The sequence below is a fragment of the Sulfurimonas sp. CVO genome (assembly GCF_009883775.1).
GTDB classification, from domain to species: domain Bacteria; phylum Campylobacterota; class Campylobacteria; order Campylobacterales; family Sulfurimonadaceae; genus Sulfurimonas; species Sulfurimonas xiamenensis.
In genome coordinates, this window is the sequence record NZ_CP033720.1 from 568,461 (window position 1) to 595,099 (window position 26,639).

Here is a 26,639-nt window from a genome sequence, read left to right on the forward strand (position 1 = left end):
ATGAAAATACTTCTTATCGTATCTGCCTTTAACTCTCTTACGCAAAGAGTTTTTTGTGAGCTTCAAGAGATGAATCATACGGTCTCGGTGCAGTATGCCATAAGCAATGAGGCGATGATGCAAAGTGTTGACGCGTTTGCGCCCGATATCATCTTTTGTCCTTACTTGAAAAAATACCTTCCAAAAGAGATATTTCTAAAAATTCCCACTTTTATTCTCCATCCCGGCATAAGAGGAGACAGAGGACACAACGCGCTCGACCATGCCATAAGGGAAGATAAAAAAGAGTGGGGCGTTGTCATACTCAGAGCAAACGAAGAGTTTGACGGCGGAGATATATACGCCGAAGTCAGGTTTGAGATGAGAGATGCGACAAAGGCTTCCATCTACAGAAACGAAGTCGCTGATGCCGCCTCAAAAGCGTTAAAAGAGCTGCTTAAGAATTTGGACGACAAAGAGTTTAAACCCACTCCTCAACTCAAAATGCCGATGCATAATTACTTAACGCAAAAAGAGAGAGCCATAGATTGGCAAAGAGATACGACAAAAGAGATCATAAAAAAGATACATGTAAGCGATAGTTTTCCGGGTGTAAAAGATGAGTTTTTAGGTGTAGAGTGTTATCTCTTTGGAGCGTGGGAAGAAGAAAAGTTCAGAGGAAAACCCAAAGAGATAATCGCCAAAAGAGACGGCGCGATTTGCGTCGGCACGATTGACGGTGCTTTATGGATAAGCCACATGTCAGAAGTCGGCAGGTTCAAACTTCCCTCGACCTATGTTTTAAAAGATAAAATCAAAGGTATTAAAGAGATTCGTTTGCCGTTGATAGTCAAAGAGAAAGAAAAAACTTTTCATGAGATTAGCTCAAAAGTTATAGGCGAAGTAGGCTATCTCTATTTTAACTTTCACAACGGCGCTATGCATTCTGAACAGTGCATCAGGCTAAAGTACGCGTTTGAGTATCTAAAAGAGAGCTGCAAGGTTATAGTTTTAATGGGAGGAGAAGATTTTTTTAGCAACGGCATACATCTAAATATTCTTGAGGACTCTAAAAAACAGGGAGAGGACGGCTGGAGCAACATAAATGCCATGAATGATGTCGTAAAATCGATACTTTTTGCTGATGATATTATAACAGTTTCATCTCTGCATAAAAATGTAGGAGCAGGAGGAGTGTTTTTGGCTCTTGCTTGTGATTATGTTGTGACATGTAAAGATGTTGTTTTAAATCCGCACTATAAAACTTTGGGTCTTAGCGGAAGCGAGTATCATACTTACACACTGCCAAAAAGAGTAGGTGCGCACAAGTCAAAAGAGCTGCTGGAGCGTTGTCTGCCCATAAATGCCGCTCAAGCGAAAGAGATAAATATGGTGGATGAGGTTTTTGAAAAAGAGAACTATTTTGAGCAATTAAGAAGTTTTACCGATAAACTGGCAAATATGCAAGACAAATATGATGATTTTATATATGAAAAAGAGGATTATTTGCAAAGAAACAGAGAGTTTATAAATGAGTGCAAAGAGAATGAGTTAAAGACGATGCACTTGGAATTTTGGAATGAAGATAGCTCGTTTCATAAGCTAAGACATGATTTTGTTTATAAAGTCTGCTCTATTGAAACACCTCAAAGATTAAAAGGAAATTTAGATGCATGAATACAGTATAGTGCAGTCTCTTTTAGATTCATGCGAAGAAAATGCCGCAAAAAACAACGCTACAAAAGTAACTAAAGTCGTAGTTAAAATCGGCGTTATGAGTGGGGTAGAGCCTGAGCTTTTAAGAACCGCATTTGATACATTTAAAGAAAAGACGCTCTGTGAAGAGGCGGAGTTTGTTATAAATATCCAGCAAATCGTTATAAAATGCAACAAATGTTTAAATGAGTCAGTTTTAAAAAGTATAGATTATTGTTGTCCAAAATGTAAAGATACGGATATTGAGATTCTTGAGGGTGAAGATATGTATTTGATGCAGTTAGAGCTTGAGTAGATGTGTGAAATATGGTTGAATTATTCTCTTTATATAGTTACAGTAGAAAAATAGAGTAAATAAATAGCAAATTTATAATTTTTATACCTTTTTTTCAATAAGTTTACAATATTTTGAAGAAATGATGTTTATAAAAGTAGCTAAATTTGTAGTTTAGATATTTAAATTGAAAACTTTTTATTTAAGTTAAACAATACTTAAAGCTTGTAAGAGTATAATTTCGAACTTTTTGTAGAAACAAAACCAATGGGAATGTAAATTTAATGCGCCCATAGGGACCCAAGTATTTAAAGATTTAAGGAATTGTAGATGTACGCAATTATCAAAAACGGTGGCAAGCAGTATAAAGTTCAAGAGGGTGATATTTTATTATTTGATAAAATGTCTCTTGAACCTAAAGCTTCTATCGAGATTAAAGAAGTTCTAGCTGTTAACGCAGGTGAACTTAAAGTTGGAGCACCATTCGTAGAGGGTGCTGTTGTAACTGCTGAGGTTATCAATGAAGGTCGTGATAAAAAAGTTATGACTTTTAAGAAGCGTCGTCGTAAAGATTCTAAAGTAAAAAGAGGCTTTAGAAGAGATTATACGCGCGTTCGTATTACAAAAATAGCGGCATAAGCTAAAAAAACTCAAGGAGATTTAAGATGGCACATAAGAAAGGTCAAGGTAGTACACAGAATAATCGTGACTCGGCTGGTAGAAGACTTGGTGTAAAGAAGTATGGTGGAGAAGCTGTAATAGCAGGAAACATTATTATTCGTCAAAGAGGAACTAAAGTTCACCCTGGTAAAAATGTAGGCATGGGCAAAGACCATACTATATATGCATTGGTTGACGGTGTTGTATCATTTCATAGAAAAGATAAAAAACGCCAACAAGTTTCAATTATCCCCGCTGCATAATTCTACAATATTTGAGCCTAGGCTCAAATATTTCTACTTCAATATTAGGTCGTGCGCCTAAAAAATTTTAAATATTTAATAGTTTACTTTTTATTGTTACTAGTAAATTTTTAAGTATTAACTGACTTTACACACCTTTTATAATAGTGCGTAACATCAGGTATTTAAATATCAAGGAAAATATATATGTTTACAGATAGCGTTGAATTAACGGTCTCTTCAGGAAAGGGCGGTCAAGGGTGTGTAGCATTTCGCCGTGAAAAATTTGTTGTAAACGGTGGACCAAACGGCGGAGACGGCGGCAAAGGTGGTGACATCTGGTTTAAATGCGATAACAACACTCATACGCTTTCTCATTTTCAAAAAAAGATGCATATAAAAGCAGATAATGGTGCTCCAGGTGAAGGTTCAAGCATGACGGGAAAATCTGGTGCAAAAAAAGTTATTATAGTACCGCCGGGTACACAGATAATTGATCAGGACAGTGGTGAAATACTGTTTGATATGTTAGAAGATGGGCAAGAAGAGCTGTTTTTAAAAGGTGGAAAAGGCGGGCTTGGAAATACCCACTTTAAGTCATCTACAAATCAAAGACCTACTTATGCGCAACCCGGAGAAAAGGGTGAAACAAGAAGAATTAAACTTGATCTTAAGCTTATTGCCGATGTTGGTTTGGTCGGTTTTCCAAATGTAGGTAAATCAACCCTGATTTCAACACTCTCAAATGCTCGTCCTGAGATTGCAAACTATGAGTTTACTACTCTTACGCCAAAACTTGGTCAGGTAAATATTGGTGATTTCGAGTCGTTTATAATGGCTGATATTCCAGGAATTATAGGCGGAGCTCATGAGGGCAAAGGTCTTGGAATAGAATTTTTGAGACACATAGAAAGAACGGAGATTCTTCTTTTTATGGTTGACTTGGCATCGTACAGAGATTTAAAAGAGCAGATAGACACCTTAAAGGCTGAAGTATCTGCGTTCTCAGATAAGCTGGCAAATAGTAAATATGCCATTGCATTAACAAGATCAGATGCAGTTTCTCCAGATGAAATAACTGATCTGGTCAGTAATTTTTTAGAAATAGTAGGAGTAAAAGCCACTAAAAACAGTGATATTGGGTTTGACGATTCAATTCCATATTTTATTCAAGATAGTGCAGATGAAACACTTGGATATGATAGATCACTTCCATATTTTGTTGCACCGATATCATCGGCGACACAAAAAAATATTGAACCGCTTAAAAAGGCTTTATTTAAATTAGTTCAATCCAAACGATCCGAGTTATAAAAAAATGAGAAGAGTAGTTGTAAAAGTAGGAAGTGCTGTTTTAACGCAAGACGATTCCATTGCGCTTGCTAGAATGAGAGAATTAGTAGATTTTTTGGCAGAATTAAGAAAAAACAATGAAGTTATACTGGTTTCATCAGGTGCAGTTGCAGCTGGATATACAGCGTTAAAATTAGATAGAGGCATATTGCAAAATAAACAAGCTCTGGCATCTATTGGACAGCCAATTTTGATGAACAAATATAGTAAAAAATTTGCAACTCACAATATTTTGACAGCACAAGTTTTAGTAACGGCTGCAAATTTGCAAAGAGATGATGAGATACAAAGAATCAAAGATACCGTCAATACGCTTCTCTCAAACAGTGTTATTCCTATTATTAATGAAAATGATGCTACTTCCACAAAAGAGTTAGTCGTTGGAGACAATGATCAGCTCTCCGCATATATTACAAAATATACCGATTCTGATTTACTTATTATTCTTTCAGATATTGATGCTTATTATGATAAAGATCCGAGAAAATTTTCAGATGCAAAAATACTTAAAATTGTAAACAGTATTGATGAGAATGAGTTAGAGAAAGAGGCTAGTCCACATGGAGCTTTTGCAACCGGCGGAATTTTAACAAAGCTTAAAGCTGCTAATTATCTTTTAAAACACGGCATAGATATGGTTTTAACAAGCGGATATGATTTGAGCGATATAAAGAGTCTTATGTTGCAAAACAGGCATTTAGGCGGAACTCTTTTTACTAAGGTCAAGTGATGAAAATAATTTTCATGGGAACACCGGAGTATGCCGCTAGGATTTTAGAAAAAATTATAACCACAAAAGATATGGAAGTGGTTGCTGTTTATACACAGCCGGATAAACCTGTAGGAAGAAAAAAAGTTCTTACGCCTTCAATTGTTAAAACTGTAGCACTTCAAAATAACATTAAAGTCTATCAGCCAAATCGATTAAGAGAAGCGGATGTTATTGAAGAGCTTAAAAAAATAGAGTGTGATTACATTGTAGTGGCAGCCTATGGGCAGATATTGCCTCGTGAAATATTAGAACATGCCCCATGCATAAATCTTCATGCCTCGATACTGCCACAATATAGAGGAGCAAGTCCAATCCAGCAAGCTCTCTTAAAGGGAGAAAGAAAAACCGGCGTAACAGCAATGCTTATGGATGAAGGTCTTGATACGGGAGATATCATAAAAATTAAAGAGATTGATATAGATAAAAATGAGATGGCAGAATCACTCTTTAATAAACTTGCTGATGTTGCATGCGAGCTTACTGTTGATGTTTTAGAGAATTTTAATAAATATACCCCGGTTAAACAGGATAATTCTAAATCTTCTCATTGTACAAAAATTACAAAACAAGATGGTGAAGTTACATTTGAAGAAGCAAAAACTCTTTTTAACAAGTATCGCGCATTTACTCCTTGGCCGGGAGTATACCTCTCAAGTAAATTGAAACTAAAAAGGATAGAGTTTTTAGAGAATGAGACTCAAAACGAGAGCGGTAAAATTTTAAAAATTGAAAAAGATTCTATTATTGTGGGATGCAAAAAAGGCAGCATAAGAGTCTATAATGTACAACCAGAATCAAAAAAAGAGATGGACATCCTCTCGTATATAAATGGAAAAAGGATAGGGGTTGCAGATACTCTATCTTGAGAGTGTAGACTCAACGCAAAAATATCTAAAAGAGCTTATTCAAAATAATAAAATTTCTCCTCCTTATGCCGTGGTTGCAAATTTTCAAACAGCAGGAATCGGAAGCAGAGGAAACTCTTGGAGCGAAGGCAGAGATAATCTTTTTTTATCTTTTGCGCTTTCTTTGCAAGATTTGCCAAAAGATCTGAAACTTGAATCTGCATCTATTTATTTTTCTTATATTTTAAAAGAGACTCTTAAAGAGTTTGGTTCAAAAGTTTGGCTTAAGTGGCCCAATGATTTTTACATAAAAAATAAAAAAGCAGGCGGTATGATTACTAATATAATCAAAGAGAGCCTTGTTTGCGGAGTTGGATTAAATATAACAGAGGCGCCTGAAAGTTTTGAAAAATTAGATATAAAAGTTAACAGAGAAAAGTTGATTGAAAGATATTTTATAAACATTAAAAAAAAGAGTTCATGGAAGCAAGTTTTTAGTAAATATAAGTTAGAATTTTATAGAAATCAAAACTTTTATACACATGATAAAAATTTAAGAATTTCTTTAGAAGATGCGTCACTACAGAGTGATGGTTCGGTTGTAATCAATGGTGAAAGGATATATAGTTTAAGATGAGTGAAGTAATTGTAATTGCAAATCAAAAAGGTGGTGTAGGCAAAACGACGACTGCCGTAAACTTAGCTGCATCACTTGCAGTTGCAGAAAAAAAAGTGCTCTTAATAGACTCTGATCCGCAAGCCAATGCTACTACATCTTTGGGATTTCACAGAAATGATTATGAATTTAATATTTATCATGTACTAATCGGAACAAAAAAATTAAAAGATATTATTTTAAAATCTGAACTGCCTACACTTCATTTGGCACCTTCAAATATAGGGTTGGTTGGAATTGAAAAGGAGTATTATGATGCGCAAAACTCTAAAGGGCGTGAACTAGTTTTGAAAAAAGCTATAGCAAATGTCTTAAAAGATTATGACTATATCATTATAGACTCTCCTCCGGCACTTGGACCGATGACCATAAATGCACTCTCTGCTTCCAATTCTGTAATCATTCCTATACAGTGTGAGTTTTTTGCACTTGAAGGTTTGGCGCAGCTTTTAAATACTGTAAAACTAGTAAGAAAATCAATTAATCAAAAGTTAAATATTAAAGGATTTTTACCAACTATGTTTAGTGTTCAAAATAATCTATCCAAACAAGTTTTTGCTGATTTAAAACAACATTTTGACAGCAAACTTTTTAAAGATGAAAATGGAGAAATTATAGTAGTGCCAAGAAATGTAAAATTAGCAGAGTCTCCATCATTTGGGAAACCTGTGATTTTATATGATGTAAAATCAAGCGGTTCTATATCATATCAAAATTTAGCACAAGCGATTATGGAAATATGAAGTCACAAAAATTAGGTAGAGGTTTAGGTGCACTGTTAGGTGAAATAGATGAGGCGTATGAGAATGAAGTTTCTCAAAAAGATTCTATTGTAGAGATTCCACTAAAAGATATTAGACCCAATCCATTTCAGCCAAGAAAACATTTTGAAGAGAGTTCATTGTATGAACTTAGCGAATCTATAAAAAGCAACGGGCTGCTTCAACCTGTAGTAGTAACGGAAGATGTTGACGGGTATATGCTTATTGCAGGAGAGAGAAGACTTCGTGCATCAAAGCTTGCAAAATTAAAGTCAATTCGTGCCATTATTTTAAATAGTGATGAGCATAAAATGAGGCAGTTTGCACTTATTGAAAATATTCAAAGAGATGAGTTAAATTCAATAGAATTGGCACATGCTTATGCTGAGCTTATTAAGCTGCACAGTATAACACAAGATGAGCTTTCTGCTAGAATTCATAAAAGCAGAACACATATCACAAATACTATCAGATTGTTGCAACTTTCGTCAAAAACGCAAAAAGCTTTAGTAGAAAAAAAAATTAGTACAGGACATGCTAAAGTTTTAATTGGTCTTGATGAAAAACAGCAGCAGCTAATCGTTAACTCAATTGTTGGACAAAAGTTAAGTGTAAGGGATGTTGAGTCAATTATAAAAAACATTAAAAACAACAACAAAGAGTTGAATGATAAAATAGAAACAGTTTCATATAATTTTAAAAATATTAAAGATAAATTATCAGAACTTGGATTTAAGAGTAAAAGTTCTAATAAAAAATTAATAATAGAGTTTGAAAGCGAAGATCAAATAAAAGATTTGTTGAGTTATTTTTCAAATTAAAATAGTATAAATTAAAATAAATTTATAATTTTTCATAAAAATATAAAAAAAATTTAAATATTTTGTCAGTTTAACAATTCTTTTAATTTTAAGATAGTATAATCACGCAACTTTTAGGAGGTGCTATGTTAGATATAAATCCGATACTACTTGTAGCTACATTAATCGTGTTTCTTACACTTATTGCCGTTCTAAACAGTTGGCTTTACAATCCATTATTCGCTTATATGAAAAAAAGAGATGAGGACATCAAGAAAGACTTGGAAAAAGTAGGTTCTAATGATGATGAAATCAACGAGCTTGAATCAAAAGCGCAATCAATAATTGCAAACGCTAAATTGGAAGCTGCGGCCTTAAGAGAGAAAGTTATTGCGGATGCTAAAGAGTTAGCAGATAGTAAGTTAGAAGCAAAGCGTGCTGAATTAGCTAGTCAGTATTTAGAATTTGAGCAAGAACTTGCTCGAAATCGTGAACAATTGGAAAGTGATCTTAAATTACAAATCCCAATGTTTAAAGAAGCTGTCAAAGCTAAATTTAGTCAAATATAAGGATGTAATGTGAGTAGAATTTTAGTATTTATGCTAATGATATCAACCTTTGCATTAGCATCTAGTGGTGCAGAACATGCAGAAACAGATATTGTTCAAAGAACAGTTAACTTTTTACTATTTGCAGGGCTTATTTGGTATCTTGTTGCCGAACCTGTAAAAAACTATTTTTCTTCAAGAAGTCAGTCTATTGCTGATGAAATGAAAAAAGTACAAGAAAAGTTAAAAGAGACTGATTTATTAAAAAAAGAGGCGCTTGCTAAAATATCAGCAGCTGAAAAATTTGCACAAGATTTGATAGTTAGTTCTAAAAAAGAGAATAAAATTATTAATGATAGTATTATTACTCAATGTGATGCAGATATTGAAACAATTGTTAAACAACAATCTATACTAATTGAATTTGAGCAAAGAAAAATGGTTAGAAATGTTGTTGAGAATACACTTAAAGAAGTATTAAGTCAAAGTGATGATAGTTTTGATAAAGAAGCTATGGCTAATGTTATCTTAAAGAAGGTGGCATAAATGGAAGAGTTAATTGCAAAAAGATATATAAAAGCTATTAAGCAAGGTCTTGATATTGAATCGATACAAAAAATAGCTTCTATATTTTCTGTTTTAGCTGAATCTTTTAATAATGAAAAGTTTAATCAAGTTATGAACAATCCTGATATCAGTAAAAAACAAAAAGCTGATATTTTGTTATTGGCCGTAAAATCAGCTGATTCTAATATTGTTGAAAACTTAATTAAACTACTTGTTGAACACAATCGTATTAACATTATTCCTGCAATAGCAGAAGTGATGAGAAAAGATATAGCAATAACAACTAAAAACTATAATGGAATTATATATAGTGATAGTGATATGGATTCAAAAGTTATAGAAGATTTAGGTAACGGTTTAGGCAGTAAATTTGATTCTAATATATCGTTGAAATTGGTAAAAGAAAATTTTAATGGTATAAAAGTAGATGTTGAAGATCTTGGTATAGAGATAAGTTTTTCTAAATCAAGAATTAATAGTCAAATTATAGAACATATTGCAAAAGCAATTTAACTTCATGAGAGGAGATGTGTAGTGGTAGCAAAAATTCAAGCTGATGAAATCAGCTCAATAATAAAAGAGCGTATTGACAACTTTGAACTAAGTGTTGATATTAATGAAACGGGTAAAATCGTTTCTTATGCTGATGGTGTTGCGCAGGTTTATGGCCTTAGCAATGTTATGGCTGGAGAGATGGTAGAGTTCGAAGAGGGAACAAGAGGTTTGGTTATGAACCTTGAGGAAAGCACTGTGGGTATCGTTATTCTTGGTGCAGGAGCAACATTGAAAGAGGGCATGACTGTTAAAAGACTGGGCAAACTTCTTCGTGTTCCTGTCGGTGATGCACTTCTTGGGCGTGTTGTAAATGCTCTTGGTGAACCAATCGACGGTAAAGGCCCTATTGAGACAACAGAAACTCGTTTTGTTGAAGAAAAAGCTCCTGGTATTATGGATAGAAAATCTGTTCATGAGCCATTAGCAACTGGTATTAAAGCAATTGATGCACTTGTTCCAATCGGTAGAGGTCAAAGAGAGCTTATTATCGGTGATAGACAAACTGGAAAAACAACAGTTGCGCTTGATGCTATTATCAACCAAAAGGGTAACGGTGTTGTATGTATCTATGTTGCAGTCGGTCAAAAAGAGTCGACTGTTGCACAAATTATTCGTCGTTTGGAAGAGCATGGCGCAATGGAATATACTATTGTTGTTTCTGCTACGGCGTCTGAAGCAGCAGCACTTCAATTTTTAGCTCCATATACCGGTGTTACTATGGGCGAGTATTTCCGTGATAACGCTAGACATGGTCTTATTGTATATGATGACTTAAGTAAACATGCAGTTGCTTATCGTGAAATGTCACTTATTCTTCGTCGTCCTCCGGGCCGTGAAGCATATCCGGGTGATGTTTTTTACATTCACTCTCGTCTTCTTGAGAGAGCTGCAAAAGTTTCTGATGAAAGAGGTGCAGGTTCGTTAACTGCTCTTCCAATTATTGAAACGCAAGCAGGCGATGTTTCAGCATATATTCCGACAAATGTTATCTCTATTACTGATGGTCAAATTTTCCTTGAAACTGAGCTTTTTAACTCAGGTATTCGTCCGGCAATTAATGTTGGTCTTTCAGTTTCTCGTGTTGGTGGTGCCGCTCAGATTAAAGCAACTAAACAAGTTGCAGGTACATTAAGACTTGATCTTGCTCAGTATCGTGAACTTCAAGCTTTTGCACAGTTTGCATCTGATCTTGATGAGACATCTCGTAATCAATTAGAGCGTGGACAAAGAATGGTGGAAGTTTTAAAGCAGCCTCCATTTTCTCCGCTTTCTGTTGAAAAGCAAGTTATGATAATATTTGCAGGGAATGAAGGCTTTTTAGATGATATGGATTCATCTAATGTTGTTCGTTTTGAAGCAGAGATGTATCCATTCATTGAAGCATCTTATCCTCAAATATTTGAGAATATTAGAAGCAGTTCTAAAGTAGATGATGATACTAAAGCACTAATGTTGAAAGCACTTGAAGAGTTCAAAGCTAGCTTCGTAGTAGCGTAAGGAAAAACTTATGGCAAACTTGAAAGATATTCAAAGACAGATTAAGAGTGTTTCTAACACTCAAAAGACGACTCGCGCTATGAAGCTTGTATCGACTGCAAAACTTCGTCGTGCAGAAGAACTTGCAAAGCGTTCTCGTCTTTATGCTGCAAAAATGAATCAGGTAATTGCCGAAATTGCTGGGCGTATAAAATGTAACAAAGTTGGTGGACTTGACAATCGATGTTTTGTAGAGATTGAAAATCCAAAAACTGTTGACATTGTTTTTGTAACTGCTGATAAAGGTTTATGTGGTGGTTTTAATATTCAAACTATTAAAGCTGTTAAAAAATTATTAACAGAGTATAAAGCAAAAAATGTAAAAGTGCGTTTACGCGGAATCGGTAAAAAAGGCATTGAGTTCTTTAAATATAACGAAGTTGAACTTTTTGATGCAGTTGCAAATCTTAGCTCAAATCCTGACAAAGATCGTTCGGATGAGTTTATCATCTCTTCCATTGAAGATTTTAAAGATGGAAAGATTGATGCTTTACATATTGTGTATAACGGCTATAAAAACATGATAACTCAAGAGTTGCATGTAAATAAGTTATTACCAGTTGATTCAACTCAATTTGAGTGTGGTGAAGCAGAAAAATCTATGCTTGAGATAGAATCTCAAGATGAAGAGAAGATGTTAGATTCTTTGGTAAATAGATATGTGCAGTATGCAATGTACTATTCATTGATTGATTCTGTGGCTGCAGAACATAGTGCTAGAATGCAGGCTATGGACACGGCGACAAACAATGCAAAAGATATGGTTAGGTCATTAAATGTTCAATTTAATAAAGCTAGACAAGCAGCTATTACTACAGAGCTTATAGAAATTATAAGCGGTGTGGAGTCTATGAAATAATGGAGAAAAATATGATTGGTAAAATAAGCCAGGTTATGGGTCCGATTGTTGATGTTGATTTTGATGGATATCTTCCGATAATTAATGAAGCAATCGAAGTTAATATTAATTTAGAGGGCAATGTAACTCGTTTAGTACTTGAAGTTGCAGCGCACCTAGGTGATGGTCGTGTTAGAACGATTGCAATGGATATGAGTGAAGGTTTAGTTCGTGGTATGGACGCAAAAGCTACAGGTGCTCCTATTAAAGTTCCTGTTGGTGAAAAAGTTCTTGGGCGTATTTTCAATGTAATTGGTGAAACTATTGATGATGGTGAACAAGTTACAGATTCTCCTATGTGGTCAATCCACCGTGAACCTCCAAAATTGGTTGAACAATCAACTACTACAGAGATGTTTGAGACTGGTATTAAAGTTGTTGATCTTTTAGCACCGTACTCAAAAGGTGGTAAAGTTGGACTGTTCGGTGGTGCAGGTGTTGGTAAAACAGTTATTATTATGGAGCTTATTCATAATGTTGCAATGGGTCACGAAGGTCTATCTGTATTTGCAGGTGTTGGTGAGAGAACTCGTGAAGGAAATGACCTTTACCATGAGATGAAAGACTCAAATGTACTTGATAAAGTTGCACTCTGCTATGGTCAAATGAGTGAGCCTCCGGGAGCAAGAAATCGTATTGCATTAACAGGTCTTACAATGGCTGAGTACTTTAGAGATGAAAAAGGTCTTGATGTATTGATGTTTGTTGATAATATCTTCCGTTTTGCACAATCAGGTTCAGAGATGTCTGCACTTCTTGGTCGTATCCCTTCAGCGGTTGGTTATCAACCAACTTTAGCTCGTGAGATGGGTGCTTTACAAGATCGTATTACATCAACAAAGAATGGTTCAATTACTTCTGTTCAAGCAGTTTATGTTCCTGCAGATGACTTAACTGACCCGGCTCCGGCTTCTGTTTTTGCTCACTTGGATGCAACAACAGTTCTTAACCGTAAAATTGCTGAAAAGGGTATCTATCCTGCAGTTGATCCATTGGATTCATCTTCAAGATTACTTGATCCGCAGATTTTAGGCGAAGAACACTACAGTGTAGCTCGCGGTGTGCAGCAAACACTTCAAAAATATAAAGATTTGCAAGATATTATCGCGATTCTTGGTATGGATGAGCTTAGTGAAGAGGATAAAAATGTTGTTGAACGCGCTCGTAAAATTGAGAAGTTCTTATCACAACCATTTTTCGTTGCTGAAGTATTTACAGGTTCGCCAGGTAAGTATGTTTCTTTAGCTGACACTATTAAAGGATTTAAAATGATTCTTAATGGTGAATGTGACCATATGCCAGAAGGTTCTTTCTACATGGTTGGTGGTATAGATGAGGCGATTGAAAAAGCTGAAAAAATGAAGTAATTCATAAAGGACTGACATGGATAAGTTAAAACTTGAAATCCTGACTCCTAACGGTGTAATCTATAATGGTGAAGCCCTTAGTGTAACTCTTCCGGGTGAAGAGGGCGAGTTTGGAGTTCTAGCACAACACTCTTGTTTAACTACACTGCTTGAAGCAGGTGTAATTGATATAGAGAAAGAGGATAAATCAGTCGAATCAATTCTAATCAACTGGGGCGTAGTTCAGGTTGATGAAGAAAAAGTTATTGTATTAGTTGAGGGTGCTGTAGCGATTCGTGGTGAGACTGAAAGTGCAGTTGCAAAAGCTCTTGGTGATGCTAAGGAACTTATTGAATCTATTAAAGACAATAATCCTGCCATTGCCTCTGTTACTGCCAGAATAGAATCAGCAGCTCAGAGTTTATTATAAATAATGATTAACGAATTAATAGATTTTTATCTTAAAAGTCACCCGGTAACTTTGGGTGTTTTAGCTCTTTTAGCACTATATTTCATAGTGCTAAATTGGGTTTTTTTCTATCGATACTTCTCTCTTAATAGTTGGTTTGAAATAGAAAACAGATCTCTTGAGGGTCTTCTTATGGGAGCCAACAGTGTTGATTCTCAATCTTTTTTAAGTAATTTTTTAAAAACTAATTCAAATATCACAAAAAATATTTTAGATTTAGCTAAACTAGCAGCGACAAAAGATGCTACAAAAGGTTTATCTATACTTTCCGTATTTGCTTCTACTACTCCTTTTATAGGTCTTTTTGGAACTGTTGTTTCAATTTTAGATACATTTACGCATATTGGACAAAGCAGCGGTGGTATGTCTGTGATAGCCGGCGGAGTTTCTGATGCACTTGTCGCAACTGCAGCAGGTATATTTGTTGCTATTTTTGCATATACTTATCATCAAATACTTAAGAGAAAATCATTTGAACTTATTAGCTTTATCGAGATGCAAAGTGATGCAATCATAGCTAAAAAAGTGTGAAAAAATGGCTTATAATTGGGAAGAAAAACCTGAACTGAACATTACTCCTCTTGTAGATGTAATGTTGGTTCTTTTAGCAATTATGATGGTAATCGCACCAAATATGATATATGAAGAGAAGATAAATCTTCCTCAAAGCTCAAAAACTAAATCACTATCTAAAATTCCACCTGTTCATATTACAATAGATAAAGATTTAAATCTGAAAGTCAATAAAGACAATTATCAGCTTAATGCATTTTTAGATAATTTTTTTCTCTATTCAAAAAAACTTGATTTAAAAGCAACTGTACTTATCAGTGCAGATAAAAGTTTGGATTACGGTGTCGTTATGTCTGTTCTGGCTGCTGTTAAACAGGCAGGTTTTACCGAGGTATCATTAGCTACTAATGGATAAAAACAATTTTTACTTTTATATTAGTGGTTTTATATCACTGCTCTTATTTATATTTTTTTCAACTCTTTTTGTCATATCTATTATCCTTTCAAAAAAAAATGATAGCTTTGCTATAAAAAAAGATAATTATATTTCAGTATCAATAGATATGCCAAAGATTGAAACTTCCAGTATTAAAAAAAATGTAGAGTCTCCTAAAGAAATTGATAAAAAAATAGTTGTAAAAGATGAAGCTCCAAAAGAGAGTACAAAAGTAGAAGAAAAAAAAGTAAGAAATGTTGAAGATCTTTTTAGTCAAGTGTGGACTAAGGATATCAAGAAAACTCAAGAAATTAAAAAACCTACAAATGACAAAAGAGTTTTAGATGAGATTCAAAAAAAGATTAAAAAATCTGATTCCAATAGAGCTGAATCAATATCCCAAAAGATTATGAGCATGGATACTACAAAGAGAGAAAATGAAAATTCAAAAGCTTCTACTGCTACAGAAGTTAATGAATATTTAGCTAAAATTCAAGCTTTAGTATATCAATATTTTAAACCGCCTGAAAATTCACAGGGCAATAGTGTAACTGCTGTTATTGAACTTAGTTCTATGGGTAAAGTTATAGATTTTAGAATCTTAACATATTCTGATAATGAAGCACTCAATGGAGAGTGTGATAATATAAAAGAGAGACTTCTTAATGTGCTTTTTCCAGAAAATCCCAGCGGTCGTTCTAGCTTACACAAAGTAAAATTAATTTCTAAGGAGTAGTTTTGAAAATTTTTATTTCATTTTTGATGGCAATTGCTATATCATATGCAAGTGATGCAACAATTGAGGTTATTAAAAAAGCTGATTCTTTGCCTACTTTGGCTATTGAAGACTCTTCTGTTAGTTATGATGAAACTTTTAAAAATAAATTTTTCAAATCACTTTTAGCTGATTTAAATGTTCTTTCTATATTTAATGTAGACAGATATCACCGCAGAGTTAATTATGATGCAAGCAGCGTATTGGTAGAAAATAAAGACATGAATTATGTTTTAAGATATAAGCTAAGCGAAGATGACAATCTTGCATTAAGCGTAGAGCTTAAAATGATAAGCGGAGATAATGTTGTTTTTAATAAAAAATATAAAGTAAATAATTCTAACATATATATGTTTGTCTCTCACACAATTGCGTATGATATAAATGAGTTTATGGGCGAAGCGCCGGTAGAGTGGATGAAAAGAAAAGTTATTTTTTCAAGAATTGTTGGACCTAAAAAAAGTGAATTAGTTATTGCTGATTATACACTTGCATATCAGCATGTAGTAGTAAAAGGCGGGTTTAATATATTTCCAAAGTGGGCAAATAAAGAGCAGAGCGCATTTTACTACAGTTCTGTGGATGAAAATAAACCTACTTTAAAATATGTCGATATAACAAGCGCGAAAAGTAGAGTTATAAAATCATCTGATGGAATGATGATCTGTTCGGATGTTAATGATGACGGCAGCAAGCTTCTTTTGACAATGGCTCCACAAGGTCAGCCTGATATCTATTTGTACGATGTTAAAACAGAAAATATAAAAAGAGTTACAACTTACGGTGGAATCGATGTCGGCGGTCAGTTTATGGGCAACAATAGCATAGTGTTTGTATCAGACCGTTTAGGATATCCAAATATTTTTTCTAAAAATATTAATACAAGCAGTGTTGAGCAAATGGTCTATTATGGAAAAAGTAATGCAGCATGCAGTGTTTCAGGAAAATATATAGTGTATAAAGCAAGAGAGAGTTCAGAATCATTTGCAGACAATACATTTAATTTGCATTTAATATCTATGGAAACTGATTTTATTCGAAGATTGACGGCAGTTGGTGTAAATGAATTTCCAAGATTTTCTGTAGATGGAGATGCAATAATTTTTATCAAAAATTATAAGGCTCAAAGTTCTATAGGTATCATAAGATTAAATCATAATAAAAATTATCTTTTCCCTTTAAAATATGGAAAAGTACAGTCAATGGATTGGTAATAGTAAAATTATAAAAATATATTAATTTTATTTTGCTACAATTATGACAATTAAAATTGAAGGTTGAAAAACATGAAAAGTATAATAGTATCAAGTGCAATAGCAGCACTTTTAGTATTAAGTGGATGTGGCGACAAAGATCCTAAAGTTGATGAGTCGACAGTTGACAGTGTTTCTCAGGAACAAATGCAAGGGGATTCTGCTCAAGAGGTTTCTGCTGTTGAAACAGAAACAGTATCATCAAGTGAGGCTTCAGTTTTAGATGAGAGCAGTAAAAATGCGTTAAGTGCTCAAGCTATGATGAATCTAGAAAATGAACTGTTGAGTATATATTTTGACTTTGATAAATTTAACATTCGTGAAGATATGCAAGATAGAGTTTCTTCTGATGTAGCTATCGCAAATGGGAAAGCTGAAAAGTTTTTGGTAAAACTTGAAGGTAACTGTGATGAGTGGGGAAGTGACGAGTATAATTTTGCACTAGGTTTAAAAAGAGCAAATTCAGTTAAAAAAGCTTTAGTTGCTGAAGGTGTTGATGCTAATCGCGTTACAATGGTGAGTTTTGGTGAAAGCAATCCTGTTTGTAATGACAAAACAAAAGAGTGCTGGGCTAAAAATCGAAGAGTTGACTTTAAACTTTTACCATAATTAATGAAAAGAACTAAATTAATTGCTTTACTGGCAATAATCTCTCCTTACTATTTAACCGGTGCTGAACCTTCTGCGTTTGGCGCCGGCGACTTAAATAATCCAAACCCTTATGGTTTGACTTCAACAGAATCTGTTTTACTAGAAACAAAAAAAGATCTTAATAAAGTTGTTATAAAAAGTAATAATCAAGCAAACGAAGTTGATTCTTTAAGAGAGAGAATAGATGGCTTGCAGACTATTATTGAAAGTATAAATTCATCAACACATGAAAACAGACTTCAAATAAAGTCATTATTTGATGAAAATGAAATTCAGAAAAAAAATAGTAATGAGTATGATCAAAGAGTAACAAAATTTTTTCAAGAAAATAGCGATAATATAATAATAAATAAACAAGAGATAGAAAAAATAAAATTACAAATTGCAGAAATTTCTAAAATTGTTGATTCTATAAATGAGTCCTATATTACAAAATCTGAATTTAATGCGCTAGTAAATGATGTCAATAAATTTAAAGATCTTGTTGCAAAAGAGTTAAAAAAGCAAATAGAGCCAAAAAAATCTTTATATGATGGTATGTCAAATGGAGAAATTGAAACAAAAGCAAAAGACCTTTATGACAAAAAACATTATACTGAATCTATAAAATACTACAAATATCTTATAGATAATAATTATAAACCTGCTCGCTCTCACTATATGATAGGAGAGATCTATTATTATAAAAAAAATTATGCTGAAGCAATAGCATATTTTAAAAAAAGTGCCTCTCTTTATGATAAAGCTGATTATATGCCTCTTTTAATGCTCCATACAGCAATTTCTATGGATGAAACAGGTGATAAAAATAATGCAAAAAATTTTTATAATGCTGTAATTCAACAATATCCCGAAACAACATATGCAAAAAAAGCAGAAGATAAATTAAATTTAATTAAATGATAGATATCAATAAATTTGTAATTGATATTATATTATGATAAAATCTCAAAAAATTAAAAGGTACCTATAATGGCAATAGAAACAAATCAAGTTGTATCAATAGAATATGAAGTCCGCGATGGAGAAAAAATTGTAGATAGTAATGTTGGCGCTGAGCCGTTAGTATTTATGTTTGGAAGAGGTCAAATTATTCCGGGATTAGAAAATGCAATCGCAAATATGTCAATAGGTGAAAAAACTGATGTATTAGTAAAAGCAGAGGATGCATATGGTGAACATAATGATGAAGCTAAGCAAGAAGTTCCAAAGGATCAATTCGCAGGAATAGATCTAGAAGTTGGTATGACTCTTTATGGTCAAGGTGAAGATGGAGGAACTATTCAAGTTGTTGTTCAAGAGATAGGAAGTGAAAGTGTTATTATTGATTTTAATCACCCACTAGCAGGCAAAGATTTGGCTTTTACTGTATCAATCAATAATATTAGAGAAGCATCTGCTGAAGAAATAGCAAGTGGAATTCCGGCTGAAAATCAGCAAGAGAGCTGTTGCGGCACAGGTGCTGGCGCTGGTTGTGGATGCTAGTTATATAACTGCTTCCGCTTCTTCAGCGCAAGCATTTAAAACTGCCACTCTTTTAAAAACATTAAATGTAAATTCTCTTATAACCGGAGAATCAGGTGTTGGAAAAAAAACTTTAGCTCGCTATATACTTCCGGATGCTCCGATATTGGAAGCATCTAACTATAATGAACTCTTAATAGCTTTAAATAGTGTTAAAGAGATAATTATTACAAATTTAGAAAATTCACCAAATATAAACAAAATTTTAGAGATTTTAGATAGTCAAAATATAAAAGTTGTAGCAACAGCAAAAAATTTATATCATAATGAAAATGTCGATAAATACTTTAGTGTAAAATTTAATATACCATCTTTGTCAGAGAGACCTGAAGATGTTAATATATTAGTAAAAACATTTATAAAAGAAGCAGCTCTTTTGTTTTATGCAAAAGATGAGTTTAAGATTAAAAATTTTAAGCCAGACTTGAGTCAAAATTCACACTCTTTAAGAAGACAGGTGATGATAAGTTATCTTTTGCAAGATATAAATGAAAATGAATTGATGACTATTATTCAAAACTATCTAACGGATAAGTTAGGTTCTAATAATGATTATAAAAATTTTTTACATCTGTATGAAGTTCCAATAATTAAAGCAGGATTACAGAGATTTAAATCACAGTTGCAGCTTTCTGAAAAACTAGGTTTAAACAGAAACACACTTAGAAAAAAAATAGCTGAAAATCAAAAATATTTATAAAGGGTATAAAATGAAAAAAATAGCAATGATTTTTGCAGGACAAGGTTCTCAATCTTTGGGAATGGGAAAGAATTTTTATGAGAATTCAGATATGGCAAAAGAGATGTTTGAAAAAGCGGGTGAAAGAATTGGTGTAAACTTTGAAAATTTATTATTTGAAGAGAATGATATGCTAGGACAAACTGCTTATACGCAGCCTGCAATTCTTTTAGTGCAGATGATAGCTTATCGTCTGTTTAAGGAGAAATGTCCCGATTTAAAAGCTGAGCTGTTTTTAGGACACTCACTGGGTGAATTTTCGGCTCTTTGTGCAAGTGGTGCGATTGATTATGTTGATGCTGTTGAACTTGTTCATAGACGCGGGCAGCTAATGCAGGATGCTTGCAGTGATATAGAAGCAGGAATGATGGCTATAGTCGGACTTGATGATGCAAGTGTTGAAAAAGTTTGTGCAGAAGCTTTAAGTCAAGGTAAAAAGGTTTGGCCGGCAAATTATAATCAAGACGGACAGTTGGTTGTTGCAGGTATGAAAGCTGATTTACAATCACTTGAACAAACATTTAAAAATGCAGGTGCAAAAAGAGCACTGCTTCTTAATATGTCTGTAGCAAGCCACTGTGAACTTTTATCTTCTGCTCAATTACCTCTTGCAAGTTTAATGGAAGGCATGATTGAAGATAATTTCGAAGCTCCTGTAATCTCAAATGTTACCACTTCTCCATACTCCACAAAAAAAGATGCAGTTTCACTTCTTAAAGAGCAGCTTATAAAACCTGTGAAATACAAACACTCTATTCTTGCAATTGCTGATAGTGTTGATATTGCAATAGAATTTGGCAACGGTTCAACATTAAAAGGACTAAATAAAAGAATAGCTAAAGATTTGGAAACATTAAATGTTTTTGATATGGAAACTTTAGATAAAGTAGTAAAAGAAATTTGTAATTAAGAGGAGAGTAGATGAAAATTGCTATCATGGGAGCAATGCCTGAAGAGATTGCCCCAATACTTGAAAAGGTCGGTTCGTACAAAACAGTAGAGTATGCCGGAAATAGATATTATGAGGCAACATACAGAGGTGTTCGACTTGTGATAGCGTACTCTAAGATAGGGAAGGTTTTCTCGACACTTACTGCTACAACCATGATCGAGCATTTTGGAGCTACAAAACTTCTGTTTTCAGGAGTTGCAGGGGCAATATCTCCCACCTTAAAAGTCGGCGATTTAATTGTTGCTATAAAACTTGCTCAACATGATTTAGACATTACGGCATTTGGTCATCCATATGGCTATGTTCCCGAGGGAGCCGTTTTTGTAGAGACAGATAAAGAGATGATAGAGATAAGCAAAGAAGTTGCTGCAAGCATGGGTAAAAGCGTACAAGAGGGCATCATTGCAACCGGAGATCAATTTGTTGCCGACGAAAAGAGAAAAAATTGGATAGGAACAACATTTGGCGCAGATGCTTTAGAGATGGAGGGAGGAAGCGTTGCTGTTGTATGTGACGCTCTAAATATACCGTTTTTTATTCTTCGCTCAATCAGTGATGCTGCAGATATGGATGCAAGCTTTAGTTTTGATACATTTTTAGAAACGAGTGCAAAAGAGAGTGCTGAGTTTGTGATGAAAATGGTAGACAGGATAGTAGAGTAGTTATGTCTATAAAGATTTCTAAAAAAATAATGAGTAAGCTTGGCAAAACAAATGCAGAGTTTAATCTTATAGAAGAGGGTGACAAGATTTTAGTAGGATTAAGCGGTGGCAAAGATTCGCTTACTATGGTACATGCGCTAAAAGAACAGCAGCGCCGAGCACCATTCAAATTTGAATTTATTGCAGTAACTGTCTCTTACGGGATGGGTGAAAATTTTGATAATCTTATTGCACATTGCCAAGAATATGAAATTCCTCACACAATACATGATACGCAAATTTATAATTTAGCAGAAGAGAAGATTAGAAAAAATTCATCTTTTTGCAGTTTTTTCTCTCGTATGAGAAGAGGTTCTCTTTATAGTGCTGCACAGGTACATGGATGTAATAAAGTAGCTCTTGGTCATCATATGGATGATGCTGCAGAGAGTTTTTTTATGAATTTTATTTACAATGGGCAGTTGCGCTCACTTGCGCCAAAATATAAAGCAGATAACGGCTTAATAGTTATTCGTCCGCTGATTCAGATGAGAGAGCGCCAATTAAGAGCATTTGCAGATGATAATAGTATTCCTACTATTGGCGATGAAGCATGTCCTTCTATGCGTTTTGATGTAAAAATGCCATATGCTAGAGCAAATACTAAAGAGATGTTAGCAAAGATGGAAAAAGATTTCCCTTCATTTTTTACCAGTTTAAATGCAGCATTTAAAAATATATCAGTTGAGAGTTTTTTTGATAAAGAGAAGTTTAATATTTAGACTCTATATTCTCTTCATCTTTAGCAATCTGCACTCTTTTCTCATGTAGTGTTTCTACTTTTAGTGTTTGTAAAAACTCTATCATATTTTCTTGATAAGAGATAACATCTCCATCATGTGAAAGATTAAGCAGTTCTTTGAGCGAGTCAATATCTATTTTTTTAGCATATCTTGGCATAAGTTTTAGATCTTTTTGAATATTTAATACAAGTGTGTCTATATCTAAGCCATTGTTTTCTTTTACTTTTTCAATAAGTTCTTTTGTATTTAGCACTAAAAGATCTGCTCTCTCTTCATCATTTTTATATATTTTCATACCTATCTTTTTTATAATTGAATAGTCGTCTATTTTTGCATTTTCATTTGCAGAGAGAATTAATGCAAAAAGTTTCGCACGAAACTCTAAAGAACTATGATTATAAACAAATAATTCACGAAATGCATTGAAAAGATAGTGTTTAATCTTAAAAGCTAGCTGCATTTAAATACCCCATATAGTCTAATATGCTATTATACATTTTTGATTTTTAAAATGAGTGTAATTACACAAAGTATATTATAAATAATAAAGGAGAATTGATGGGTAGAGCTTTTGAATATAGAAAAGCATCAAAACTAAAAAGATGGGGAGCAATGTCAAAACTGTTTCCGAAATTAGGAAAAATAATTACCTTGGCTGCAAAAGAGGGCGGAACAGATCCTGATATGAATCCTAGACTTCGTACAGCAATTCTTAATGCCAAAGCTGAAAATATGCCAAAAGATAATATAGAGGCAGCAATTAAAAGAGCAACGGCAAAAGATACGGCAAGTATGTTGGAAGTAAGTTTTGAAGGTAAACTTCCACACGGGGTACAGCTTTTTATTGAGTGTATGACTGATAATAATACCAGAACAGTTGCAAATGTTAAAAATATACTTACTAAAAATGGTGGTGAAATGCTTACAAAAGGATCTTTGGAGTTTATGTTTGATAGAAAAGCTTTAATAGAATTTCCTTTAAAAGATGATATGGATTTGGAGGAGTTGGAATTAGAGTTAATTGATGCCGGATTAGAAGAGATAGAAGCAGAAGACGGTGTTGTTATAGTTACAGGAGATTATACAAGCTTTGGTGCATTAAATAGCGCTTTGGAAAATATGGGTATTGAAATTACAAAAGCAAATTTAGAAAGAATGCCAAACTCGCCAATTACAATTACGGAAAAAGAGCAGGCTGAAATAGATAGAATTTTAGATAAACTTGAAGATGACGAGGATGTTCAAAAAATATTTACAAACATAGCGTAATGAAATTTGCAAATAATAATTTTATAACAATATAAAAATTAAATTATCAAAAATTGAATATTTGATAAAGCAGAGTAAATATAATTTTATATTTACTCTTTACCCTCTTCCTTGGACAGCATTTCCCAAATCCCACATTGGTAAAAATATACCAAGAGCAAGTAAAAGAACCATAGCAGCGAGAATTAGCAGCATTACTGGCTCTATCGCCTCATTAAGACCATCAATAATAGCATCAAATTTCATTTTATAATACTCAGCTACTTTACTTACCATAGAGTCTAAAGTACCACTGTCTTCACCGGCACTAATCATTTGAATAATCATATTTTCAAATAATTGTGTTTCTTCTAAACCTTCATGCAGAGATGTACCTTTTTCAACAGATATTCTGACGGATGCAAGTTTCTTTTTTAGAGGAAGATTTTCTAACATTGATATAGAAGTATCTAGAGCTTCTGCAATGGGAATACCGGCACGGACTAACTCTGAGAAAACAAGTGTAAATCGGCTAAGTGTAGCATAAATAATAATATCCTTAATGAGATATGTTTTTAACAAAAGTTTATGCCAGTTATACCTAATATCTTCATAGTTGTTTATTAGATATTTAAAAATAATAAGACCTATAATTAAAGCAGCCAATACATAAAGCCCATAATTGTTGAAAATATTTTCAAGCTCTAGTAAAATCAGCGTAGGCAGTGGTAATTGAGCATGCAACTCTTCAAAAATAACTTTAAATTGAGGAACAACATAAGATATTAGAATTGTAAAAGCAATTGCCATTGCAATCATAACATTTCTTGGATATGCCATTGCTTTTTTAAATTTGATATAATTTGCACGAATTTCTTCAAGCATATTAGCAAGCGAATACAACGAATCATCAAGGTTACCTGTTTTTTCACCAAGTTGAACCATCGCGATAGTTAAATTTCCTAGCTCAAATTGGAAATTTTTCATAGATTTTGACAAGGAATAACCAGAATTTATATCCTCTGCCAATTTATTAAAAACTAATTTTAAATTTTTATCTTGTGTAGATTTTGCAATTTCATTAAGAGAATCATAAATTGATATCCCTGCATTTGTCATAACAGCTAATTGTCTAATAGAAGCTATTAATGCATCGGGCTTTATTTTTCGTTTTTTTACATTGCTTAACAAGTTTGTTTTAAATCTTTCAAATTGCTTCTCTAGCGGCTCTTCTTCTTCAGAAATTTTAAGAATAATTCCTGGATATTTTAATTTTGTAAGCTCACTAGCATGTTTTCTGTTCTCGGCATACATTCCTATTTGTTCTTTTTTACCCTTAGTGAGGATAGTTGCTACAAAGTATTTCATTATTTTGCCACCCTTAAAATTTCTTCTAAACTTGTAATACCTTCAAGAGCTTTATCGATTCCATTTTCAAATAGCCCAACAAATCCATCTTCTACTGCTTGGGCATGTAAAGTCTCAATTGAGGCATTCTTAGCAATAAGAGATGTCATTTTTTCATTAACAGTTAAAACTTCACAAATCATCTCTCTTCCCAAATATCCAGTTCCATTGCACTCTTTGCAACCTGCTCCAATATAAAATTTACTATTTTCAGGTATAAATTGGTGTAACTCCTCTAAAGTATTTGCTGGAACTTTTTCCTCTATTTTACAATGCGGGCATATTTTTCTAACAAGTCTTTGAGCCTGTATTGCAACTAATGAGCCGCTTATCAAATAAGAAGGAACTCCCATATCTACCATACGAGTTATAGCACTAATAGAATCATTCGTATGGAGTGTAGAAATTACCAGGTGGCCCGTTAGTGCAGCTTTAATAGCAATTTCAAGTGTTTCTGAATCACGAATTTCACCAATCATTATTTTATCCGGATCTTGTCTTAGTATAGATCTAAGAGCTGCAGCAAAAGTAAGACCTATTTTAGGGTTTACCTGTACCTGTTGAATAAGATTCATCTTATACTCTACAGGATCTTCAACCGTAATAAGCTTGTCTTCAACATTTCTAAGTTCATTTAGTGCTCCATATAGTGTTGTCGTTTTACCGCTACCTGTAGGACCGGTTACCAATATGATGCCATAAGGACTTTTAAGTGCCTTTGTAAATTTTTCGTAACTTAAACTATCCATACCTGCTTCTTCTAGTTTTACAAGTGCTTTTTGTTTGTCAAGGATTCTCATAACAATAGACTCGCCGTAAATTATGGGAAGAGTAGATACACGAAAATCATACTCTTTTGATCCGATTGTTGTAGAAAAACGACCGTCTTGAGGTTTTCTTTTTTCTGCTATATCAAGATTTGAGAGGAGTTTTAGTCTTGAAGCAAGCGGAGGATATATATCTTTTTCAAATATAAAAATTTCTATCAATTTACCATCGATACGGGTACGAACAACACAATTTTTTTCTGTCGGCTCAATATGTACATCACTCGCTCTATTTTTAATGCAAGCTTTTAAAATAACATCAATTAAAAGTAAAATGGAAGAAGCTTCTTGTTTTTGATCTAGAGAACTTATAGAATTTAATTCATCTTTGATTTTTTTCACTAAGCCTTTTACACTATCTTTTAATTCTACCTTAGTAAGGTATGATTGAATCTGTTTTTTAGTTGCAACTACTGTTTTAATTGGTTTATTTGGAAAAAGTCTCTGTACAGCTTCTTGAGCTTCAATATCAAGAGGATCGCAAAAAGCTATTGTAATGCTTAAATCATCTTCTGATATTGGAAGAGCATTGTATTTTTTTAATTGAGAAAGTGATGCTTTCTCCATAATTCTATAATCCATATCTATTGAATCTAAATCAAGAAACATAAGATTCTGTTTTTCTGCAAGTTTTGCTAACACATCTTTTTCTTGAATATAGTCATAATTATCAATAATTGATAAAGGATACTCACCGCTTTGAATTTTATCGACAATAAAACGAACAAGCCTATCCATTGTCATAAATCCAGATAAGGTAATATCTCTAAGAATTAAATTTGAATTTAAGCCTTTTGCGATCAGTCTGTCAACTTGACTCTTCATTATAGAGCCATTAGCTAATAGATCAGATGTTATTCTATCCATAATGCC

The 26,639-nt window shown here is 33.5% G+C and carries 32 protein-coding genes; 29 read left to right on the forward strand and 3 right to left on the reverse strand.

The annotated features are described in order from the left end of the window. The 28 genes from CVO_RS02880 (at position 1) to CVO_RS03015 (ending at position 22,263) form a co-directional block, all read left to right on the forward strand. Entirely contained in the window at positions 1 to 1,656 is a 1,656-nt protein-coding gene (locus tag CVO_RS02880; RefSeq protein ID WP_159569901.1) for a hydrogenase maturation protein, read from the forward strand. Then, positions 1,649 to 1,990 carry a hydrogenase/urease nickel incorporation protein HypA gene (hypA, locus tag CVO_RS02885; protein ID WP_159569904.1) on the forward strand — a complete coding sequence of 114 codons (342 nt, stop codon included), beginning with the start codon at positions 1,649 to 1,651 and terminating at the stop codon, positions 1,988 to 1,990. The genes CVO_RS02880 and hypA overlap by 8 nt, the downstream gene beginning before the upstream one ends. Positions 1,991 to 2,299: 309 nt before the next feature. Next, positions 2,300 to 2,608 (forward strand): 50S ribosomal protein L21, encoded by a 309-nt coding sequence (gene rplU, locus CVO_RS02890; RefSeq protein ID WP_152299656.1) that lies wholly within the window; start codon positions 2,300 to 2,302, stop codon positions 2,606 to 2,608. Positions 2,609 to 2,634: 26 nt separating this feature from the next. Next, entirely contained in the window at positions 2,635 to 2,892 is a 258-nt protein-coding gene (gene rpmA, locus CVO_RS02895) for a 50S ribosomal protein L27 (protein ID WP_152299655.1), read from the forward strand. A 186-nt stretch (positions 2,893 to 3,078) separates the two neighbouring features. Further along, positions 3,079 to 4,185, forward strand: coding sequence for a GTPase ObgE (obgE, locus tag CVO_RS02900; protein ID WP_159569906.1), 1,107 nt, complete (start codon positions 3,079 to 3,081; stop codon positions 4,183 to 4,185). 4 nt (positions 4,186 to 4,189) lie between these two features. Beyond that, entirely contained in the window at positions 4,190 to 4,954 is a 765-nt protein-coding gene (proB, locus tag CVO_RS02905) for a glutamate 5-kinase (protein ID WP_152299653.1), read from the forward strand. Continuing rightward, positions 4,954 to 5,862 (forward strand): methionyl-tRNA formyltransferase, encoded by a 909-nt coding sequence (fmt, locus tag CVO_RS02910; protein ID WP_159569908.1) that lies wholly within the window; start codon positions 4,954 to 4,956, stop codon positions 5,860 to 5,862. The genes proB and fmt overlap by 1 nt, the downstream gene beginning before the upstream one ends. Beyond that, positions 5,843 to 6,478, forward strand: coding sequence for a biotin--[acetyl-CoA-carboxylase] ligase (locus CVO_RS02915; protein ID WP_152299651.1), 636 nt, complete (start codon positions 5,843 to 5,845; stop codon positions 6,476 to 6,478). Before fmt ends, CVO_RS02915 begins: the two co-directional genes overlap by 20 nt. Continuing rightward, on the forward strand, positions 6,475 to 7,260 hold the full coding sequence (locus CVO_RS02920) for a ParA family protein (protein ID WP_152299650.1): 786 nt from the start codon (positions 6,475 to 6,477) through the stop codon (positions 7,258 to 7,260). The genes CVO_RS02915 and CVO_RS02920 overlap by 4 nt, the downstream gene beginning before the upstream one ends. Then, positions 7,257 to 8,099 (forward strand): ParB/RepB/Spo0J family partition protein, encoded by an 843-nt coding sequence (locus CVO_RS02925; RefSeq protein WP_152299649.1) that lies wholly within the window; start codon positions 7,257 to 7,259, stop codon positions 8,097 to 8,099. Before CVO_RS02920 ends, CVO_RS02925 begins: the two co-directional genes overlap by 4 nt. A gap of 125 nt (positions 8,100 to 8,224) precedes the next feature. Beyond that, complete coding sequence (locus tag CVO_RS02930) at positions 8,225 to 8,647, forward strand: FoF1 ATP synthase subunit B' (RefSeq protein ID WP_152299648.1); 423 nt, start codon at positions 8,225 to 8,227, stop codon at positions 8,645 to 8,647. A 9-nt stretch (positions 8,648 to 8,656) separates the two neighbouring features. Then, on the forward strand, positions 8,657 to 9,172 hold the full coding sequence (locus CVO_RS02935) for a F0F1 ATP synthase subunit B (protein ID WP_152299647.1): 516 nt from the start codon (positions 8,657 to 8,659) through the stop codon (positions 9,170 to 9,172). Continuing rightward, positions 9,173 to 9,706 (forward strand): F0F1 ATP synthase subunit delta, encoded by a 534-nt coding sequence (locus CVO_RS02940; RefSeq protein ID WP_152299646.1) that lies wholly within the window; start codon positions 9,173 to 9,175, stop codon positions 9,704 to 9,706. Between the two features lie 21 nt (positions 9,707 to 9,727). Continuing rightward, the gene (gene atpA / locus CVO_RS02945; protein ID WP_152299645.1) at positions 9,728 to 11,245 is read left to right on the forward strand and encodes a F0F1 ATP synthase subunit alpha; all 1,518 of its coding nucleotides are present in this window, start codon (positions 9,728 to 9,730) and stop codon (positions 11,243 to 11,245) included. A gap of 10 nt (positions 11,246 to 11,255) precedes the next feature. Then, positions 11,256 to 12,143 carry an ATP synthase F1 subunit gamma gene (atpG, locus tag CVO_RS02950; protein ID WP_152299644.1) on the forward strand — a complete coding sequence of 296 codons (888 nt, stop codon included), beginning with the start codon at positions 11,256 to 11,258 and terminating at the stop codon, positions 12,141 to 12,143. 11 nt (positions 12,144 to 12,154) lie between these two features. Further along, positions 12,155 to 13,549 (forward strand): F0F1 ATP synthase subunit beta, encoded by a 1,395-nt coding sequence (gene atpD / locus CVO_RS02955; protein WP_152299643.1) that lies wholly within the window; start codon positions 12,155 to 12,157, stop codon positions 13,547 to 13,549. 16 nt (positions 13,550 to 13,565) lie between these two features. Beyond that, entirely contained in the window at positions 13,566 to 13,958 is a 393-nt protein-coding gene (gene atpC, locus CVO_RS02960; RefSeq protein ID WP_152299642.1) for an ATP synthase F1 subunit epsilon, read from the forward strand. Positions 13,959 to 13,961: 3 nt separating this feature from the next. After that, positions 13,962 to 14,528, forward strand: coding sequence for a MotA/TolQ/ExbB proton channel family protein (locus CVO_RS02965; protein WP_152299641.1), 567 nt, complete (start codon positions 13,962 to 13,964; stop codon positions 14,526 to 14,528). Between the two features lie 4 nt (positions 14,529 to 14,532). Beyond that, positions 14,533 to 14,925: an ExbD/TolR family protein gene (locus CVO_RS02970; RefSeq protein ID WP_152299640.1), complete on the forward strand. Its 393-nt coding sequence runs from the start codon at positions 14,533 to 14,535 to the stop codon at positions 14,923 to 14,925. Further along, positions 14,918 to 15,682, forward strand: coding sequence for a TonB C-terminal domain-containing protein (locus CVO_RS02975; protein ID WP_159569910.1), 765 nt, complete (start codon positions 14,918 to 14,920; stop codon positions 15,680 to 15,682). The genes CVO_RS02970 and CVO_RS02975 overlap by 8 nt, the downstream gene beginning before the upstream one ends. Positions 15,683 to 15,684: 2 nt before the next feature. Next, positions 15,685 to 16,935, forward strand: a complete 1,251-nt coding sequence (gene tolB / locus CVO_RS02980; protein WP_241690998.1) for a Tol-Pal system protein TolB — start codon at positions 15,685 to 15,687, stop codon at positions 16,933 to 16,935. Between the two features lie 72 nt (positions 16,936 to 17,007). After that, positions 17,008 to 17,583: an OmpA family protein gene (locus CVO_RS02985; protein ID WP_159569912.1), complete on the forward strand. Its 576-nt coding sequence runs from the start codon at positions 17,008 to 17,010 to the stop codon at positions 17,581 to 17,583. A gap of 3 nt (positions 17,584 to 17,586) precedes the next feature. Then, on the forward strand, positions 17,587 to 18,528 hold the full coding sequence (locus tag CVO_RS02990) for a tetratricopeptide repeat protein (RefSeq protein ID WP_159569914.1): 942 nt from the start codon (positions 17,587 to 17,589) through the stop codon (positions 18,526 to 18,528). 69 nt (positions 18,529 to 18,597) lie between these two features. Beyond that, on the forward strand, positions 18,598 to 19,110 hold the full coding sequence (locus CVO_RS02995; RefSeq protein WP_159569916.1) for an FKBP-type peptidyl-prolyl cis-trans isomerase: 513 nt from the start codon (positions 18,598 to 18,600) through the stop codon (positions 19,108 to 19,110). Then, positions 19,040 to 19,849 carry a helix-turn-helix domain-containing protein gene (locus CVO_RS03000; RefSeq protein ID WP_241690999.1) on the forward strand — a complete coding sequence of 270 codons (810 nt, stop codon included), beginning with the start codon at positions 19,040 to 19,042 and terminating at the stop codon, positions 19,847 to 19,849. Before CVO_RS02995 ends, CVO_RS03000 begins: the two co-directional genes overlap by 71 nt. 10 nt (positions 19,850 to 19,859) lie before the next feature. Next, a complete protein-coding gene (fabD, locus tag CVO_RS03005; RefSeq protein WP_159569918.1) occupies positions 19,860 to 20,798 on the forward strand; it encodes an ACP S-malonyltransferase in 939 nt (312 codons plus the stop codon). Between the two features lie 11 nt (positions 20,799 to 20,809). Continuing rightward, positions 20,810 to 21,502: a 5'-methylthioadenosine/adenosylhomocysteine nucleosidase gene (locus CVO_RS03010; RefSeq protein WP_159569920.1), complete on the forward strand. Its 693-nt coding sequence runs from the start codon at positions 20,810 to 20,812 to the stop codon at positions 21,500 to 21,502. 2 nt (positions 21,503 to 21,504) lie between these two features. Continuing rightward, positions 21,505 to 22,263 carry a tRNA 2-thiocytidine biosynthesis TtcA family protein gene (locus CVO_RS03015; protein WP_152299632.1) on the forward strand — a complete coding sequence of 253 codons (759 nt, stop codon included), beginning with the start codon at positions 21,505 to 21,507 and terminating at the stop codon, positions 22,261 to 22,263. Here CVO_RS03015 and CVO_RS03020 read toward each other — a convergent pair. After that, entirely contained in the window at positions 22,253 to 22,744 is a 492-nt protein-coding gene (locus tag CVO_RS03020; RefSeq protein ID WP_152299631.1) for a hypothetical protein, read from the reverse strand. The genes CVO_RS03015 and CVO_RS03020 overlap by 11 nt on opposite strands. Before the next feature lie 98 nt (positions 22,745 to 22,842). Between CVO_RS03020 and CVO_RS03025 the strand changes: the two genes are divergently transcribed. Then, positions 22,843 to 23,553: a YebC/PmpR family DNA-binding transcriptional regulator gene (locus CVO_RS03025; protein WP_159569922.1), complete on the forward strand. Its 711-nt coding sequence runs from the start codon at positions 22,843 to 22,845 to the stop codon at positions 23,551 to 23,553. Positions 23,554 to 23,652: 99 nt separating this feature from the next. On the opposite strand, the gene CVO_RS03030 is transcribed toward CVO_RS03025, so the two are convergent. Together CVO_RS03030 and CVO_RS03035 are read right to left on the reverse strand one after the other, a co-directional pair. After that, positions 23,653 to 24,900, reverse strand: coding sequence for a type II secretion system F family protein (locus CVO_RS03030; RefSeq protein WP_152299629.1), 1,248 nt, complete (start codon positions 24,898 to 24,900; stop codon positions 23,653 to 23,655). Then, positions 24,900 to 26,633, reverse strand: a complete 1,734-nt coding sequence (locus CVO_RS03035) for a GspE/PulE family protein (protein WP_159569924.1) — start codon at positions 26,631 to 26,633, stop codon at positions 24,900 to 24,902. Before CVO_RS03035 ends, CVO_RS03030 begins: the two co-directional genes overlap by 1 nt. Positions 26,634 to 26,639: the final 6 nt, after the last annotated feature.